Origin of the sequence: Actinophytocola sp. (assembly GCF_036555685.1) — a bacterium.
Taxonomy (GTDB): domain Bacteria; phylum Actinomycetota; class Actinomycetes; order Mycobacteriales; family Pseudonocardiaceae; genus Actinophytocola.
Genome location: NZ_DATBKY010000120.1, coordinates 1 through 13,866 on the forward strand (window position 1 = coordinate 1; position 13,866 = coordinate 13,866).

The 13,866-nt window shown below is 74.3% G+C and carries 14 protein-coding genes; 10 read left to right on the plus strand and 4 right to left on the minus strand.

Annotation, left to right across the window (positions count from 1 at the left end; translation table 11 throughout):
• Nucleotides 1-64: 64 nt before the first annotated feature.
• From lipP1 to VH969_RS12800, 3 genes are read left to right on the plus strand one after another with little or no spacing between them, the layout of a single operon-like run.
• Nucleotides 65-1,003, plus strand: a complete 939-nt coding sequence (gene lipP1 / locus VH969_RS12790) for a LipP1 family hormone-sensitive lipase (RefSeq protein ID WP_527249158.1) — start codon at nt 65-67, stop codon at nt 1,001-1,003.
• On the plus strand, nt 996-2,078 hold the full coding sequence (locus VH969_RS12795) for an alpha-hydroxy acid oxidase (RefSeq protein ID WP_331973931.1): 1,083 nt from the start codon (nt 996-998) through the stop codon (nt 2,076-2,078). Before lipP1 ends, VH969_RS12795 begins: the two co-directional genes overlap by 8 nt.
• Nucleotides 2,079-2,085: 7 nt before the next feature.
• On the plus strand, nt 2,086-3,459 hold the full coding sequence (locus VH969_RS12800; RefSeq protein WP_331973932.1) for an aminotransferase-like domain-containing protein: 1,374 nt from the start codon (nt 2,086-2,088) through the stop codon (nt 3,457-3,459).
• Here the strand turns inward: VH969_RS12800 and VH969_RS12805 are convergent.
• The 3 genes from VH969_RS12805 to VH969_RS12815 all read right to left on the minus strand — a co-directional run bounded on the left by VH969_RS12805 (nt 3,456) and on the right by VH969_RS12815 (nt 6,833).
• Complete coding sequence (locus VH969_RS12805) at nt 3,456-4,571, minus strand: hypothetical protein (protein ID WP_331973933.1); 1,116 nt, start codon at nt 4,569-4,571, stop codon at nt 3,456-3,458. The genes VH969_RS12800 and VH969_RS12805 overlap by 4 nt on opposite strands.
• Before the next feature lie 75 nt (nt 4,572-4,646).
• Nucleotides 4,647-6,137: a serine/threonine protein kinase gene (locus tag VH969_RS12810; protein WP_331973934.1), complete on the minus strand. Its 1,491-nt coding sequence runs from the start codon at nt 6,135-6,137 to the stop codon at nt 4,647-4,649.
• 93 nt (nt 6,138-6,230) lie between these two features.
• Nucleotides 6,231-6,833: a hypothetical protein gene (locus VH969_RS12815; RefSeq protein WP_331973935.1), complete on the minus strand. Its 603-nt coding sequence runs from the start codon at nt 6,831-6,833 to the stop codon at nt 6,231-6,233.
• Between the two features lie 66 nt (nt 6,834-6,899).
• On the opposite strand from VH969_RS12815, the gene VH969_RS12820 reads away from it, so the two are divergent.
• The 5 genes from VH969_RS12820 to VH969_RS12840 all read left to right on the plus strand — a co-directional run bounded on the left by VH969_RS12820 (nt 6,900) and on the right by VH969_RS12840 (nt 9,917).
• Nucleotides 6,900-7,499: a sulfite oxidase-like oxidoreductase gene (locus VH969_RS12820; protein WP_331973936.1), complete on the plus strand. Its 600-nt coding sequence runs from the start codon at nt 6,900-6,902 to the stop codon at nt 7,497-7,499.
• Nucleotides 7,469-8,209: a ferredoxin reductase gene (locus VH969_RS12825; protein ID WP_331973937.1), complete on the plus strand. Its 741-nt coding sequence runs from the start codon at nt 7,469-7,471 to the stop codon at nt 8,207-8,209. Before VH969_RS12820 ends, VH969_RS12825 begins: the two co-directional genes overlap by 31 nt.
• A gap of 1 nt (nt 8,210) precedes the next feature.
• Nucleotides 8,211-8,474 (plus strand): DUF6510 family protein, encoded by a 264-nt coding sequence (locus tag VH969_RS12830; RefSeq protein WP_331973938.1) that lies wholly within the window; start codon nt 8,211-8,213, stop codon nt 8,472-8,474.
• Between the two features lie 79 nt (nt 8,475-8,553).
• Nucleotides 8,554-8,934 (plus strand): YchJ family protein, encoded by a 381-nt coding sequence (locus tag VH969_RS12835; protein WP_331973939.1) that lies wholly within the window; start codon nt 8,554-8,556, stop codon nt 8,932-8,934.
• Nucleotides 8,931-9,917 (plus strand): hypothetical protein, encoded by a 987-nt coding sequence (locus tag VH969_RS12840; protein ID WP_331973940.1) that lies wholly within the window; start codon nt 8,931-8,933, stop codon nt 9,915-9,917. Before VH969_RS12835 ends, VH969_RS12840 begins: the two co-directional genes overlap by 4 nt.
• Nucleotide 9,918: 1 nt before the next feature.
• On the opposite strand, the gene VH969_RS12845 is transcribed toward VH969_RS12840, so the two are convergent.
• Nucleotides 9,919-10,935, minus strand: a complete 1,017-nt coding sequence (locus tag VH969_RS12845) for a helix-turn-helix domain-containing protein (RefSeq protein WP_331973941.1) — start codon at nt 10,933-10,935, stop codon at nt 9,919-9,921.
• 100 nt (nt 10,936-11,035) lie between these two features.
• On the opposite strand from VH969_RS12845, the gene VH969_RS12850 reads away from it, so the two are divergent.
• Nucleotides 11,036-11,995, plus strand: a complete 960-nt coding sequence (locus VH969_RS12850; protein WP_331973942.1) for an MBL fold metallo-hydrolase — start codon at nt 11,036-11,038, stop codon at nt 11,993-11,995.
• Between the two features lie 194 nt (nt 11,996-12,189).
• The gene (locus VH969_RS12855) at nt 12,190-13,767 is read left to right on the plus strand and encodes a sialidase family protein (RefSeq protein WP_331973943.1); all 1,578 of its coding nucleotides are present in this window, start codon (nt 12,190-12,192) and stop codon (nt 13,765-13,767) included.
• Nucleotides 13,768-13,866: the final 99 nt, after the last annotated feature.

Genomic DNA, 13,866 nt, shown 5'->3' on the forward strand with positions numbered 1-13,866 from the left:
CGCTTCCGCGGCGGCCGGGGCCCAGAGCGGTCACGTCGGGGACGGGAAAGGACGAGAAGGACACGTGCCGCTAGACCCTCAAGTCGCGGCGATGCGCGAGCAGCGGATCGCCGCCGGTGTGACCCCGCTGTACGAGATGACGCTCGCCGAGGCGCGCGCGGCCGATCTCGCCGACATCCGGGCCGGTGGCGGAGACGTCGAGCCCGTGCACGAGGTGTCCGACCGCATGTTCCCCGGGCCCGACGGCGAGCTGCCGGTGCGGATCTACCGGCCGGACCGTGATGGTCCACTCGGGACGCTGGTGTACTTCTTCGGCGGCGGCTGGACGCTCGGCAGCATCGACACCTCCGACGGGGTCTGCCGCGCGCTCGCCAACGCCGCCGGCTGCCAGGTCGTGACCCCGGGCTACCGGCTCGCCCCCGAACACCCGTTCCCGGCCGCCGTGCACGACTGCCACGCCGCCGTCCGGTGGGTCGCGGCCAACGCGGCCGAGCTCGGTGTGGACCCGGACCGGATCGCGGTCGGCGGGGACAGCGCGGGCGGGAACCTGGCCGCGGTCGTGTCGCTGCTCGCCCGCGACCGAGGCGGCCCGGCGCTCGCCGCGCAGCTGCTGATCTACCCCAACACGTGCTACCACGCGGACACCGACTCGTTGCGCGCCAACGACGACCGCTGGATGTTCAACCACCACTCCGTGGACTGGTACTGGCGCAACTACCTGTCCACGCCGGACCAGGGCCGCGACCCGCTGGTGTCCCCGCTGCTCGCGAGCGACCACACCGGGCTCCCGCCGGCACTGGTCATCACCGCCGAGTACGACCCGCTGCGCGACGAGGGCGAGCGCTACGCCGCGCTGCTGCGCGAGGCCGGCGTGCCGGTCGAGCTGACCCGCTACGACGGCATGGCGCACGGGTTCTTCACGATGTCGGGCGTCCTCGAAGGGGCCCGGCGAGCCGTCGCGCAGGCGGCCGAGTACCTGCGGAAGCGCGTCACCGATGGGTGAGACCGCGCCGCTGTGCCTGGCCGACATGGCGCGCCTCGCCGAGGCCGTGCTGCCGCCGGAGGTGTGGGACTACGCCTCCGGCGGCAGCGGGACCGAGACGACGCTCGCCGCCAACCGGACCGCGCTCGACGCGGTCGCGCTGCTGCCGCGCGTGCTGGCCGGCGTCGAGGAGGCGTCGACCGCCGGCCGGCTGCTCGCCACCGACGCGGCCATGCCGGTGGCCGTCGCGCCCATGGCCTACCAGCGGATGCTGCACCCGGACGGCGAGCCGGCCGCGGCCGAGGCCGCGCGGCTCGCCCGCGTCCCGTACGTCGTCAGCACGCTGTCGAGCGTCACCCTGGAGGAGATCGCGAAGGTCGGCGCGGACACCTGGTTCCAGCTGTACTGGCTGCGCGAACGCTACGCCGTGGAGAGCCTGGTCGCGCGGGCCGAGGACGCCGGCTGCCAGGCGCTGATGGTGACCGTCGACGTGCCGATCATGGGCCGGCGGCTGCGCGACCTGCGCAACTCGTTCAGCCTGCCCGCGGACGTGGTCGCCGCGAACCTCGACGACGGCGCCGGCCGCGCGCACGACCGGGTCGACGGGGAGTCCGCGCTCGCCGCGCACACGGTCGCCGCGTTCGCGCCCGCGCTCGGCTGGGCCGACCTCGAGTGGCTCCGGGCGCGGACCACGCTTCCGTTGGTGGTCAAGGGAGTCCTCGACCCGCGGGACGCCGTCCGGGCCGTCGACTCCGGTGTGGACTCCGTGGTCGTGTCCAACCACGGCGGCCGCCAGCTCGACGGCGCGGCGACGAGCGTGCGGGCGCTGCCGGCGGTCGTGGCGGCGGTCGCCGACCGGTGCGAGGTGATGCTCGACAGCGGCATCCGGTCGGGCACCGACGTCCTGCGCGCGCTGGCGCTCGGTGCGCGCGGCGTGCTGGTCGGCCGTCCTGTCCTGTACGGACTCGCCGTCGACGGCGCGCGCGGCGCCGGCCAGGTGCTGTCCCTGCTCCACACCGAGCTCCGCGAAGCCATGGCGCTCGCCGGCTGCGCCGACGTCGGCGCGGCGCGCATGTTGTCCACCGTTCGAATGTGAGGGCCCGATGAGTGTCGCCGACGTCAACCCCGCGGACGTCAATCCGACGGGCGTCCCCCCGGTCGACGTCACGACCATCCCGCTGCGCGTCGACCTGAGCACGGCGGACCTGCACCCGTCGCTCGAGGACCCCGCGCTGAACTCGATGAACTTCCTCAACGAGGTCGCGAACCACTACCCGGACGCGATCTCGCTGGCCGCGGGCCGGCCGTACGAGGACTTCTACGAGGTCGAGGCGCTGCCGCGGTACCTGGACCGGTTTCACCGGCACCTGATCGAGGCGCGCGGCTACGACGAGGCGCAGGCCCGCCGCACGCTGTTCCAGTACGGGCGCACGAAGGGCATCATCCACGACCTGGTGGCCACCAACCTCGAGCTGGACGAGGGCATCCGCGTCGACCCGGAGTCCATTGTGGTCACCGTGGGCTGCCAGGAGGCGATGGTCCTCACGCTGCGTGCGCTGCGGGCCGGTCCGCAGGACGTGCTGCTCGCGGTGTCGCCCACCTACGTCGGACTGACCGGCGCCGCGCGGCTGGTGGACATGCCGGTGCTGCCGGTATCCGGCGGGACGGCCGGCATCGACCTCGACGAACTGCGCGGCACGATCCACGGCGCGCGCGCGGCGGGGCTGCGGCCGCGCGCGTGCTACGTGATGCCGGACTACGCGAACCCGTCGGGGCTGAGCATGGATCTCGCGACCCGGCGCGCGCTGCTCGCGCTCGCGGTCGAGGAGGACATCCTGCTGCTGGAGGACAACCCGTACGGGTTGTTCTACGATGTGCTCTCGCCCGGCGAGCACCGGGTGCCGACCCTCAAGGCGATCGACGAGGCCCGCCAGGTGGTGTACCTGGGCTCGTTCGCGAAGACCGTGCTGCCCGGCGCGCGGGTCGGCTACGTGGTGGCCGACCAGCGGGTCCGCGCCGCGGACGGCAGCGTGGGAATGCTCGCCGACGAGCTGTCGAAGATCAAGAGCATGCTGACGGTGAACACCCCGGCCCTCGCGCAGGCGATCGTCGGCGGCAAGCTGCTCGAGCACGACTGCAGCCTCGTCGCGGCGACCGTGCGGGAGCGCGAGGTGTACGCGCTCAACCGGTCCCACATGATCGGCGGGCTGGCGAAGCGGTTCGCGGACCTGCCGGTGAGCTGGAACGTGCCGACCGGCGGGTTCTTCGTCGTGGTCGACGTGCCGTTCCCGGTCGACGACGCGTTGCTCGAACGCTCCGCGCGGGACTTCGGCGTGCTGTGGACGCCGATGCATCACTTCTACGGCTCGCCGGGCGAGGTCCGGTCGCTTCGGCTGTCCTGCAGCACGGTCACCGCGGCCGACATCGAGGTCGGCCTCGACCGCCTCGCCGCGCTGCTGGCCGACGAGCTCGGCTAGGCGGTCGCCTCGGCGAGGATGGTCCGCACGCCGCGCACGAGGCCCCGCTCGTCGTCGGTTCCGGGGACCGGCTTGTCGCCCGGGTCCACGCCCGCGTCGATGTGGTCGCGGCCGAGCACGAGCACACCCGCGACGACGAGCAGGTGCGCGCCCATTATCAGCAGGCCGAGCTGGGGGATCGTGAACCGCAGGACGACCGTGAGCTTCGCCGCCACGCCGATCGCCGTGCCGATGCCGCCGCACATGTCCATCAGCCGGCTGTACCTCGCGTTCAGCTCGGCGAGGTCGACGGTGCCCCGGTCCAGCTTCGCCATGTCCAGAGTGGACTGGTCGAGCGTCGCCAGGGCCGCGAGCCGGTCCGCGCCGATGGCCATGCCGACCGCGGCCCTGGCCGGCCCGCGCTCGTCGACGCTGGCGATGAGCCGGTCGACGCCGGCGCGGATGCCGGTGAGCCACCCCGCCGGCACGATCCGGGCCAGCAGGGCGAGCGCGCCACGGAACGCCCGCAGGCCGATCTTCGCGAGCTTGCCGCCGAATTCGTCGAGGTGCAGCTTCTCGTTGACCATGTCCCACGCCTTGCGGACCTCGGCCGGGCCGCGGTCGTGGATGCCGGTCAGCGAGCCGCCGATCACCTTGGTGGAGCGGGAGACGATGTCGTCGACGGTCCGGTCGAGCTGGCGCTCCAGCGACGCCACGGCCGCCGGGACGGTGGTCGACGCGGCGAGCGCCACGATGCCCTGCGCGGCCGGGGTTCGCGGCGCGGTCAGCATGCCGACGGTGGCGTCGAGCTGCCGAAGGGGTTCGTCGAGCGCGCTCGGCTCGGCCGGCCCGTGCTCGCCGACCGCCTCGCTCGCGGCGAACATCGTGCCGGCGACGCCGAGCTGGCTCAGGGTCGCGGCGAGCAGCGCCTCGGCGTCGTCGGGCACCATCGCGACGCCCATCGCCGCGTGCTCGGCGCCCATGCGGTCGAGCTTGGCGATGCTCGTCCGCGCCGCGCCGGCGAGCAGCTCCACGGCCGCCGCGGCGCGGTCCGGATCCCCGAGCGCGTCCCGCAGGTCGCGACCGGCCTGCACGACCGGCACCATCGAACGCGCGGCGTCTGCTGTCCCCATCGCGGCCCTCCACACGTTTCGTGAAGCGGTTGCCCGGTCAGAGAATCGGTGTGCCGCGGGGACTCATTACGGTCGCTAGCGCAGGTCGGTGCTGCTGAGCACGGTGACCGTGTCGATCAGCCACCGGCCGTCCTGGTTCACCAGGTTGTAGCGGTGCTGCTCCCGCACCTTCCGGCCGCTCTTGAACACGTAGTTGACCGTGACGGTGACGGTCGAGCCAGCGCCGGACGCGCCGGACGCGCGCACGGAGCTGATCGAGCTCCAGTACCGGCGATAGCCGTCCGGCCCACCCGCCGGGCTCTGCTGGAACTTGGGCGTCAGCCGCTGCCAGCCCGCGTCCGGGTCGCCGGGCATGAGGGCGTAGTAACCGGTGACCGCCGCTACGGGGCTTCCGGGCGGCTGCGCGGTTTTCGGCGGCGTGTTCGCCGGTGGCGCGGGCGAAGTGGTCGCAGGGGCGCTCGTCGTGCCGGTCTCCTCGGGCTCGGCGGGCGCCGGGTTCTCGCTCGAGGCGGCCGGCGTGCCCGACGCCTTCGACGAGGCGGGTGGTGTGGCGGTGCCGCCCGTCGGGCTGTTGTCGTTGGCGTTCAGCACCACGAGGGTCGTGACGATCGCGACCAGGACGCAGACCGCGGCGAGCAGCGCCACGGCGCGGCGGCGGTGCGGCCGCTCGCCGGCCGGCTTAGGCACAGCGGCCGGCTCGGCCGGCGGCGCGGCGGCGGGAGCCGCGGGGACGGCGGCCGCGGTCGACCGGCCGCCGGCGATGTCCTCGAGCTCGGCCCGCGCCTCGTCCATGGTCGGCCGCTGCTGCGGATCGGTGCTCAGCATCCGCAGCAGGAGGTCGTTGAGCGGGCCTGCCTTCTTCGGCGGGGTGACCGCGCCGGACGCGATCCGGTGCAGCAACAGCATCGGGTTGTCGCTCGCGCCGGCGGGTGAGGCGCCCTCGACCGCGGTGTAGAGGGTGGCGCCGAGTGAGTACACATCGGACGCGAACGTGACGTCCTTGCCCTGCGCCACCTCCGGCGCGAGGTAGGCCGGCGTGCCGACGAACGTGCCGGTCGCGGTCCCGGTGACGTCCTCGACGACCCGGGAGACACCGAAGTCGGTGATCTTCACCGTGCCGTTGTCGCCGACGAGGATGTTGCCGGGCTTGACGTCGCGATGCACCACGCCGGCCGCGTGCGCGGATGCGAGCGCGGCCGCGGCCTGCGCGCCGATCCGCGCCACCTCCTCCGGCGGCAGCGTGCCGTCCTCGGCGAGCTTCTTCGACAGGCTCGTCGAGGGCAGGTACTCCATGACGAGGTAGGGCCGGCCGTCGTCCTCGATGACGTCGTAGACGGTGATCAGCTGCGGGTGGTGCAGCTTGGCCGCGATCCGGCCCTCGCGCATGGTGCGCTTGCGGATCTCCTCCAGCCGGGCGTCGTCCAGGCTGGGGGGCAGGATGACCTGCTTGACGGCGACGGTGCGGCGCAGTCGCTCGTCGTGCGCCTGCCAGACCACGCCCATCCCGCCACCGCCGAGCCGTTCGGCCAGCCGGTAACGGCCTGCGACGATCTGGTCAGCACTCATCGACTCTCCCCATTCGGATCCCCGCCCCGGACAGGTATTGCACCACGCTGCGCAACCGAAACCGCCGGCGGCGGGGCAGTGGAGCGGCGCAGGTCACCTCGGGGTGTGATGCACGGCCGCGAGCAGCGCCGCGTACGAGCGGACGAGCGCGGCCAGCTCGTCGCCGAGCGCCGGACTCTGCGGGTCACGGCCGTCGGCGACCCACTTGTCGGAGATGGCCATCGCGGCCGCTCGCTCGCTCGCGGCGAGCCGGACCGTGTCCGGCGGCACGCGGTAGACGTGCGCGTAGAGCTCGGTGAGCGCGTCCACGAGCGCCGCGTCGCCGGCGTCGTGGTGCTGGGCCTCCCGGTGCGCGCGCCACCACTCGACCTCGAGCCGGGCCGCCTCGACCGTGTCGAAGGACTCCCGGTGATCACGGGTCACGAGGTCGTAGAACAACCGCATGCACCGGCGCGCGCCCTCGGGGTCGTTTCCGCTCGCGGGTGCCCACAGCTGGTTCGCGCGCAGCACGAGCCACGCCCCGTACACGGTTCGCGACCAGGACAGCGCGAACCCGGACCGGACCATGCCGATCGCGTAGAGCAGGAAGCGCCCCCACTGGCGGCGGTAGTAGGTCACCCACGCGCCGCATTCCCGCCGCGCGACCGCCCGCGGGTCGAACGCCCGCATCGCCGAGGGACGTCCCGGATGCGACATTCACTCTTCGTACCCCCGCGATCGCGACGGGGGCGAGGGGCGAAGGTCCTCGATTACGCTGTCGCGGTGGGCATCGTGTCCAGGGGTTTCCAGGGCCGGCCACGCCGGTCCGACGAGCGGTTGCCGCCCGGCCAGTACCTCACGGAGGACTTCCCCGTTCTCTCGGCCGGGCCGACGCCGCGGGTGCCGGCGGACCGGTGGGAGTTCACGATCGCCACCGAGGCCGGCACGCGCCACACGTGGACCTGGGCGCAGCTGATCGCTCTCCCCGCCGAGGAGCCGACCGTCGACCTGCACTGCGTCACGAAGTGGTCGAAGCTCGACACGTCCTGGCGCGGGGTGTCCCTCGACGTGCTGCTCGAGGACGTGGCGACCGCCGCCGACTTCGCCATGGTCCACTCCTACGGCGGCTACACCACCAACCTGCCACTCGAGGACCTGCTAGACGGGCAGGCCTGGCTCGCCTACGCCTATGAGGGCGAGGACGTGCCGGCCGAGCACGGCGGGCCGGTCCGGCTGCTCGTGCCACACCTGTACCTGTGGAAGTCCGCGAAGTGGGTGCGCGGCATCGAGCTGATGCTGGAGGACGAGCCCGGGTTCTGGGAGAGCATCGGCTACCACGACTACGGTGACCCGTGGCGCGAGCAGCGGTACCAGGGCGACTAGGCCGCAGGCTGGCCTGGCGGGCGGCGACGCTGACCGAGCGGCGCGCCGAGACCGCGTCCGCGGTCACGCTCGCCTTCGACGTCCCGGAGTGGCCCGGCCACCTGGCCGGCCAGCACGTCGACGTCCGGCTGACCGCCGAGGACGGCTACCGCGCGCAGCGCAGCTACTCGGTCGCCTCCGCACCCGGTGGTGACCTGGTCGAGCTGACGGTCCAGCGGGTCGACGGCGGTGAGGTGTCGCCGTACCTGGTGGACGTCCTCGAGCCCGGCGACGAGGTGGAGCTGCGCGGGCCGGTCGGCGGCTGGTTCGTCTGGCGACCCGAGGCGACGTCACCCGTGTTGCTGCTGGCCGGCGGCTCGGGGATCGTCCCGCTCATGGCCATGATCCGCACCCGCCGGGCGGCGGGCTCGGCGGTGCCGTTCCGGCTCGGGTACTCGCTGCGGACCCCGGCCGACCTGATCTACCGGGACGAACTGGCCCGGCCCGGCCCCGGCCTGGACGTCACGTACGTGTACACCCGGGCCACGCCGCCGGGTTCGGCCCGCGCGGCCGGCCGGCTGACCCGCGCCGACCTCGCGGCCGTGCCGCCGGCCGACTGTTTCGTCTGCGGGCCCACGGGGTTCGTCGAGGCCGCCGCCGACCTGCTGGTCGACCTCGGTCACGACCCCGGCAGGATCAAGACCGAACGCTTCGGGCCCACGGGAGGCTGACATGACCGGGCACCTGGACGGCAACGCGCTCGCCGGCCCGCTGCGCGAGATCTTCGCCGTGGACCTGACCGCGGCGATCGGCACCTGCGCGCACTGCCGCGCCCGCGGCCCGCTCGCCGAGGCGACCGTGTACACGCACGCACCCGGCGAGGTGGCCCGCTGCACGCGGTGCGGGGAGGTGGTGCTGCGGCTGGTCCACGGCCCGGACCGGACCTGGCTCGACCTCCGCGGCCTGCTCAACGTCGAGATCCGGCCGCCGGCCTAGCCGGTGGCCCCGCGCCGCTCGCGCTCGCCGGTGACGGCGCCGCGCGCCGGCGGCACGCGGTCCGTAGCAGAATGGCCCGATGCCCCGACCTGCGATGTGCCCGTGCGGCAGCGGTGAGCCGGTCGCCGCGTGCTGCGGGCGGCTGCACTCCGGCCACACCGGCGCGGCGACGGCCGAGCAGCTGATGCGCTCGCGGTTCAGCGCGTTCGCACTCGGCGAGGAGGCGTACCTGCTGTCGTCGTGGCATCCGTCGACCCGGCCGAAGCGGGTGCGGCTCGACCCGGCGCGGGAGTGGACGCACCTGGAGATCGTCGGCCGCACCGGCGGCGGTCCCTTCGACACCGAGGGCACGGTCGAGTTCCGCGCGCACTACCGGACCGGCGGGCGGGCCGGCGTGCTGCACGAGAACAGCCGATTCGTCCGCGAGGACGGCGCATGGCAGTACGTGGTGGCGCTGTGAACGGCGAACCGCTCGGCGCCGGCTCGCTCACCGGCGCCCGCTTCCCGGACATGCCCGCCGGGTACGAGAGCTACTACCTGCGCGCCTGCCACCCGGACGGCGGGCTGGGCGTGTGGATCCGCTACACCGCGCACCGCCGCCCCGGCGCGCAGCCGACCGGCGCGCTGTGGTTCACGCTGTTCGAGGAGTCCGGCCCGACCGCGACGAAGGTGTCCGGCCCGCCGGTCGTCGCGGACTGGATCCGCATCGGGGACGCGGCTCTCGGTCCTGGCCGTGCGCACGGGTCGGCGCACGGGCCGGCACATGACGTCGCGTGGGACCTGCGGTTCTCCGGCGCGGCGCCGCTGTGCCACCTGCCGTTCGGCCCGCTCTACCGGGTGCCCGTGCCGCGGACGAAACCCGTGAGCCTGCATCCGGTCGCCCGCTTCGACGGCTCGATCACGGTCGGCGGGCGGGACATCGAGGTGTCCGCCTGGCCCGGCATGGTCGGCCACAACTGGGGCGCGCAGCACGCCGAGCGCTGGATCTGGTTGCACGGCATGGGTTTCCTCGGCGCGGGCGACACGACGTGGCTGGACCTGACGTTCGGCCGCATCCGCATCGGCGGGCGGGTCACGCCGTGGGTCGCGAACGGCGCGATCGCCATCCGGGGCGAGCGGATCCGGCTCGGCGGGCTCACCCGCGACCGCCGGCCGCGGATCGAGGAGTCGCCGGCGCACCTGTGGTTCGCGGTGCCCGGCAAGGAGATCGTCGTGGCCGGCACCGCCGAGGCGCCGCGCGAGCGGGTCGTCGGCTGGGTCTACGCCGATCCCGACGGATCCGACCACCACACCGCGAACTGCTCGGTCGCCGACCTCACGATCCGGGTCGCCCGCCCGGGCCTGCCCGCGCTGAACCTGCGTGCACCCGGCCTCGCCGCCTACGAGCTCGGCATGCGCGAGCGCGACCACGGCATCCCGATCCAGCCGTTCCCGGACGGCTGAGTCACGCGTCCATCGCCGCCAGCAGCGCGGTCGCGCGCTCGGTCGGGACGTACAGCACGCTGTGGCCCGCCTGCCGGCTCGTCACCAGGCCGGCCGCACGCAGCCGGTTCAGGTGGTAGGACACCGTCGCCGGGCTGAGGCGGTGCCGGGCGGCCAGCTCCGACGTCGAGCGCGGCACCTCAAGGTCGGTCAGCAGGGCGGTGCGGCGCTCGCCCAGGACCGGCGTGCCCAGCACCGACGGGGCCGCCCACACCCGGCCGCGGCCGCGGGCCGGATAGCCGAGCAGCACCTCGCCCGGCACGCCCGCCCACAGCGCCGGGCGGGGCAGGAACACCGACGGCGTCAGCACCACGCCGGGCGCCGCGTCGGACGTCAGCTCGAACGCGGCGTCCATCGTGAGGGTCCTGCCGTCCCAGTGCAGCGCCGGGTGCAGACCGTCGAGGATCTCGCCGAACCCGGACCGGCCCGCGTGCGCGGCCCGGTGCCGCACGTCCTCGTCGTGGATCCGGCGCAGCGCCGGCCACGAGTCGGCCAGCACCGCGTGCCACGCCCGGCGCAGCTCCGCCGCGGCCCGGCCGGCGATCCCGCCTCGGTCGAGCGCGGTGGCCACGACCGGCGGGAGCGGCACGCGGGGGTCCTGCCCGGCCGGAGAACGGGTACGCGCCAGCGCGGCGGCTGGCGGCGGTCCGATCCGGAACGCCATCCGCAGCTGCTCCCGCACGAGGTCGTCGGGTGTGGCCGCGACCGCCGCGAGCTCCTCGTCGAGGGTGGGCTCGTAGCCGGCGGGCAGCGGCACCACGAAGTCCGGGACGTACCACGACTCGTGCTCGACGAGCGCGTGCACGAGCGGGTACGCCGCCGGGTCGGCGTGCGGGCGCGTGGCCGCCACCCAGGCCGCCGCGTACGGCGCCCGGTCCGGGTGGGTCAGCACCTCCAGCGCGCAGGACAGCTCCGCCAGCCGCGACAGGGCGAACCGGGAGCGGACCAGCCGCGCGGGTTCGACCCGCAACGTCAGCACGGCCGGACTTTCGACGTTCTTCGAATCCCTGGCACGCGTTCCCGCCCCCTGATCGACTCGCTCCCGTCGCAAGTATCACAGGGCGAGATCGGAGATCGTTGTGGACGATGTAACGAAGTCGTCGGGGCGGCGCACATTCCTCCTCGGCACCGCCGCGGCGGGCCTCGCCGTCGCCGGGCTCGGGACCGCGGGCGGCGTCGCGAGCGCGTCGAGGGGAGGGGCGGTGACGAGGTCGGTCGGGCCGTTCGAGGTCCTGGCGCTGCTCGACGCCGACGGCCCGTTCTTCCTGCCCGCCGCCGACGCGTTCGCCGGTGCGAGCGAGCGGGACTGGGCCGGGGCCAGGTTGGTGGACCCGGCCGCGTTCGGCCCGGACGGGACCTGGCACCTCGACTTCCGCTGCTTCGCCGTCCGGCTCCCGAACCGGCGGTACGCACTGGTGGACACCGGGGTGGGCCCGGCCGAGAGCCCGGCTGCCGCGTGGGCGCCGGTGCCCGGGCACCTGCTCGAGCGGCTCGCCGAGGCGGGCATCGGCCGCGACGAGGTGGAGTTCGTCGTGCTCACCCACCTGCACGAGGACCACTACGGCTGGTCCGTCTCGCCGCAGGGCGTGCCGACCTTCCCGAACGCGCGGTACGTGGTACAGCGGAGCGAGATCGCCGCGCTCGAGGAGGCCGGCGACGAGGTCGTGCTGGCGTACGTGGTGGCGCCGCTGCGCGGGACCGGCCAGCTGTCCGTCGTGGACGGGCGGGACTGCCTGGCCGAGCGGCACGGCACCCGCCTGACCACCGAGCCGACCCCCGGGCACACGCCAGGCCACCAGTCGGTGCTGCTGCGCGGTGCCGATCGCCAGATCGTGATCACCGGCGACGTGCTGGTGCACGCGGTGCAGCTGGTCGCGCCGGACGTCGGCTACCGGTTCGAGGGCGACCAGGACACCGCCCGCCGCACCCGGCGGGCGCTGCTGGAGCGGGCGGACCGGATGCCGACATGGCTCGCCACCGCGCACCTCAACACGCCGTTCGTCCGGCCGGGGACGGCGAGGCGGACCGGTCCGACATGATCGCGGCCATGCCTGGGCGCACACGACCGTGCTCCGCGGCCCGGCGGGCGTGGCGGTCCGGCGGCTGAAGTCGTTGCCCGGCAAGGACATCGTCACGACCGGCAGCATGCGGCAGGTGCGCTCGCTGATCGGCCCGGCCGTTCCGTTCGGGCGTGGCGCTTGTGCGATACCGCCCGGCGTAGCAACCTGGCCCTGTGGCCGCTGGGGACGCGTTCGCGCGCTGCTACGCGCACTCCTACCGCGGGCTGTTTCTCACCGCCCACGCGCTGCTCGACGACGCGGAGGCGGCGGAGCAGGTCACGCGCGAGGCGTTCGCGATCGTCCACCGGGACCGGGCCCGGCTCGCGGCGGACGCGCGGCCGGAGGAGCGGGTCCGCGCGGTCGTCGTCCGGCTCGCCCGCCGCCGGCTGCGGTGGCGGGCCCTGCAGGTGCCGCGCGCCCGCCCGGCCGCGCCCTCCGCGCGCGAGACCGTCCGGCGCCTGCACCGGCTGGCCGGCCTGCCCACCGAGACCATCGCGTCCGTTGTGGACACTCCGGTCGAGACGGTCGAGTCGTACCTCGTGGACGCGGAACCCGTGTCGTGGGCCGGCGTGCGGCAGCCGGTCGTGACGCGGGTGGTCGAGCGCGCCCGGCTGCGGGCGGCGCGCGCGAGGACGCTCGGCGTGGCCGCGGTCGCCGTGCTCGTGGTGGGTGTCGCGGTGCCGCTGCTGCGGGTCGGTTCGCCCGAGCCCGAGGCCGCGAAGCCGGCCTACACCCCGCCGTCCCCGACCTACACCCCGCAGTCGGAGATGGTGCAGCCGCGGGTGATCTACGACGTGGGGTTCGTCGACGAGCGGCACGCGCACGCCCTGCGCGCCGACTGCCGGCAGTTCGACTGCGACCTGGACCTGGTGTCGACCTCCGACGGGGAGCACTGGACCTCGCGCCCGGTGTCCAACGCGGGGCAGCCGCGGGGTTCCGGGGGCCGGCTGTACGTGCTGGGCCCCGACCAGGTGGCCGTCGACTGGTTCCCGATCGACGAGCCGGCCGTGCTGGGGCGGGTGTACAGCGCGGACAGCGGCCGGACGTGGACGCGAGTCCCCCAGGGCGTGCGCGGCACGGCGCGGGAGATCCCGGCGGGCGCGGCGCTCCAGTCGGGGTGCGAACTGTTCGAGGAACCGTGTACCCGCTCCGACGTCCGCGTGATCCTCCCGGACTCCGGGCGATCCGCCCGGCTGGCGACCGCACCCCCGCTGCTCGGCGCGTACCCGGGCATGGTGCCGATGGCGGACGGCCGGTGGTGGATCGCCGGCAAGGACCCGCGCACGCGCCGGTGGACCATCGCGCTGAGCGACGACGACGGTCGCACGTGGACGGTGGCGCGGCCGGCCTGGCGCGGGGACGCCGAGGGCCAGGCCTGGACGATCGTCGCGTGCCACGACTCGATCGTCGCGACGGTCACCGGGCAGCTCGAGGTGGGTGACTACGGCATCCTCGCGATGTTCCGCAGCGACGACGGTGGCCGGTCGTGGACGAAGACACGCGGCGAGCTGGGGTGGGCGGTGGCGGGCGCGCCGGTCGCCGCCAGCAACGGTTCGCTGCTGGTCAACACCGAGGACGGGGCCGGCCTGGTGAGCTGGAACGACGGTCGCACGTTCACCCAGGAGCAGCCGCGCTACCACGGGTTCGCGTACTGGGCTCGGTCCGGCTACGTGGCCCTGTCGAGCCCGGACGCCCCGATCCAGTACTCGCCCGACGGCCTGAACTGGCGCGAGCTGAGTTTGAAGCCATGAGGGAGGGTGAAGCCATGAGGGAGGGTGGAGCCATGAGGGACGAGCCGTGAGGGACGAGCCATGAGGGACATCGTCGAGGAGCAGAAGGAGTACTACCGG

Excerpts from the sequence above, each read along its gene's own strand:
- VH969_RS12810 (WP_331973934.1), bottom strand. The coding sequence starts at position 6,137 with ATGAGTGCTGACCAGATCGTCGCAGGCCGTTACCGGCTGGCCGAACGG.
- VH969_RS12795 (WP_331973931.1), top strand. The coding sequence starts at position 996 with ATGGGTGAGACCGCGCCGCTGTGCCTGGCCGACATGGCGCGCCTCGCC.
- VH969_RS12815 (WP_331973935.1), bottom strand. The coding sequence starts at position 6,833 with ATGTCGCATCCGGGACGTCCCTCGGCGATGCGGGCGTTCGACCCGCGG.
- VH969_RS12835 (WP_331973939.1), top strand. The coding sequence starts at position 8,554 with ATGCCCCGACCTGCGATGTGCCCGTGCGGCAGCGGTGAGCCGGTCGCC.
- VH969_RS12805 (WP_331973933.1), bottom strand. The coding sequence starts at position 4,571 with ATGGGGACAGCAGACGCCGCGCGTTCGATGGTGCCGGTCGTGCAGGCC.
- VH969_RS12800 (WP_331973932.1), top strand. The coding sequence starts at position 2,086 with ATGAGTGTCGCCGACGTCAACCCCGCGGACGTCAATCCGACGGGCGTC.
- VH969_RS12830 (WP_331973938.1), top strand. The coding sequence starts at position 8,211 with ATGACCGGGCACCTGGACGGCAACGCGCTCGCCGGCCCGCTGCGCGAG.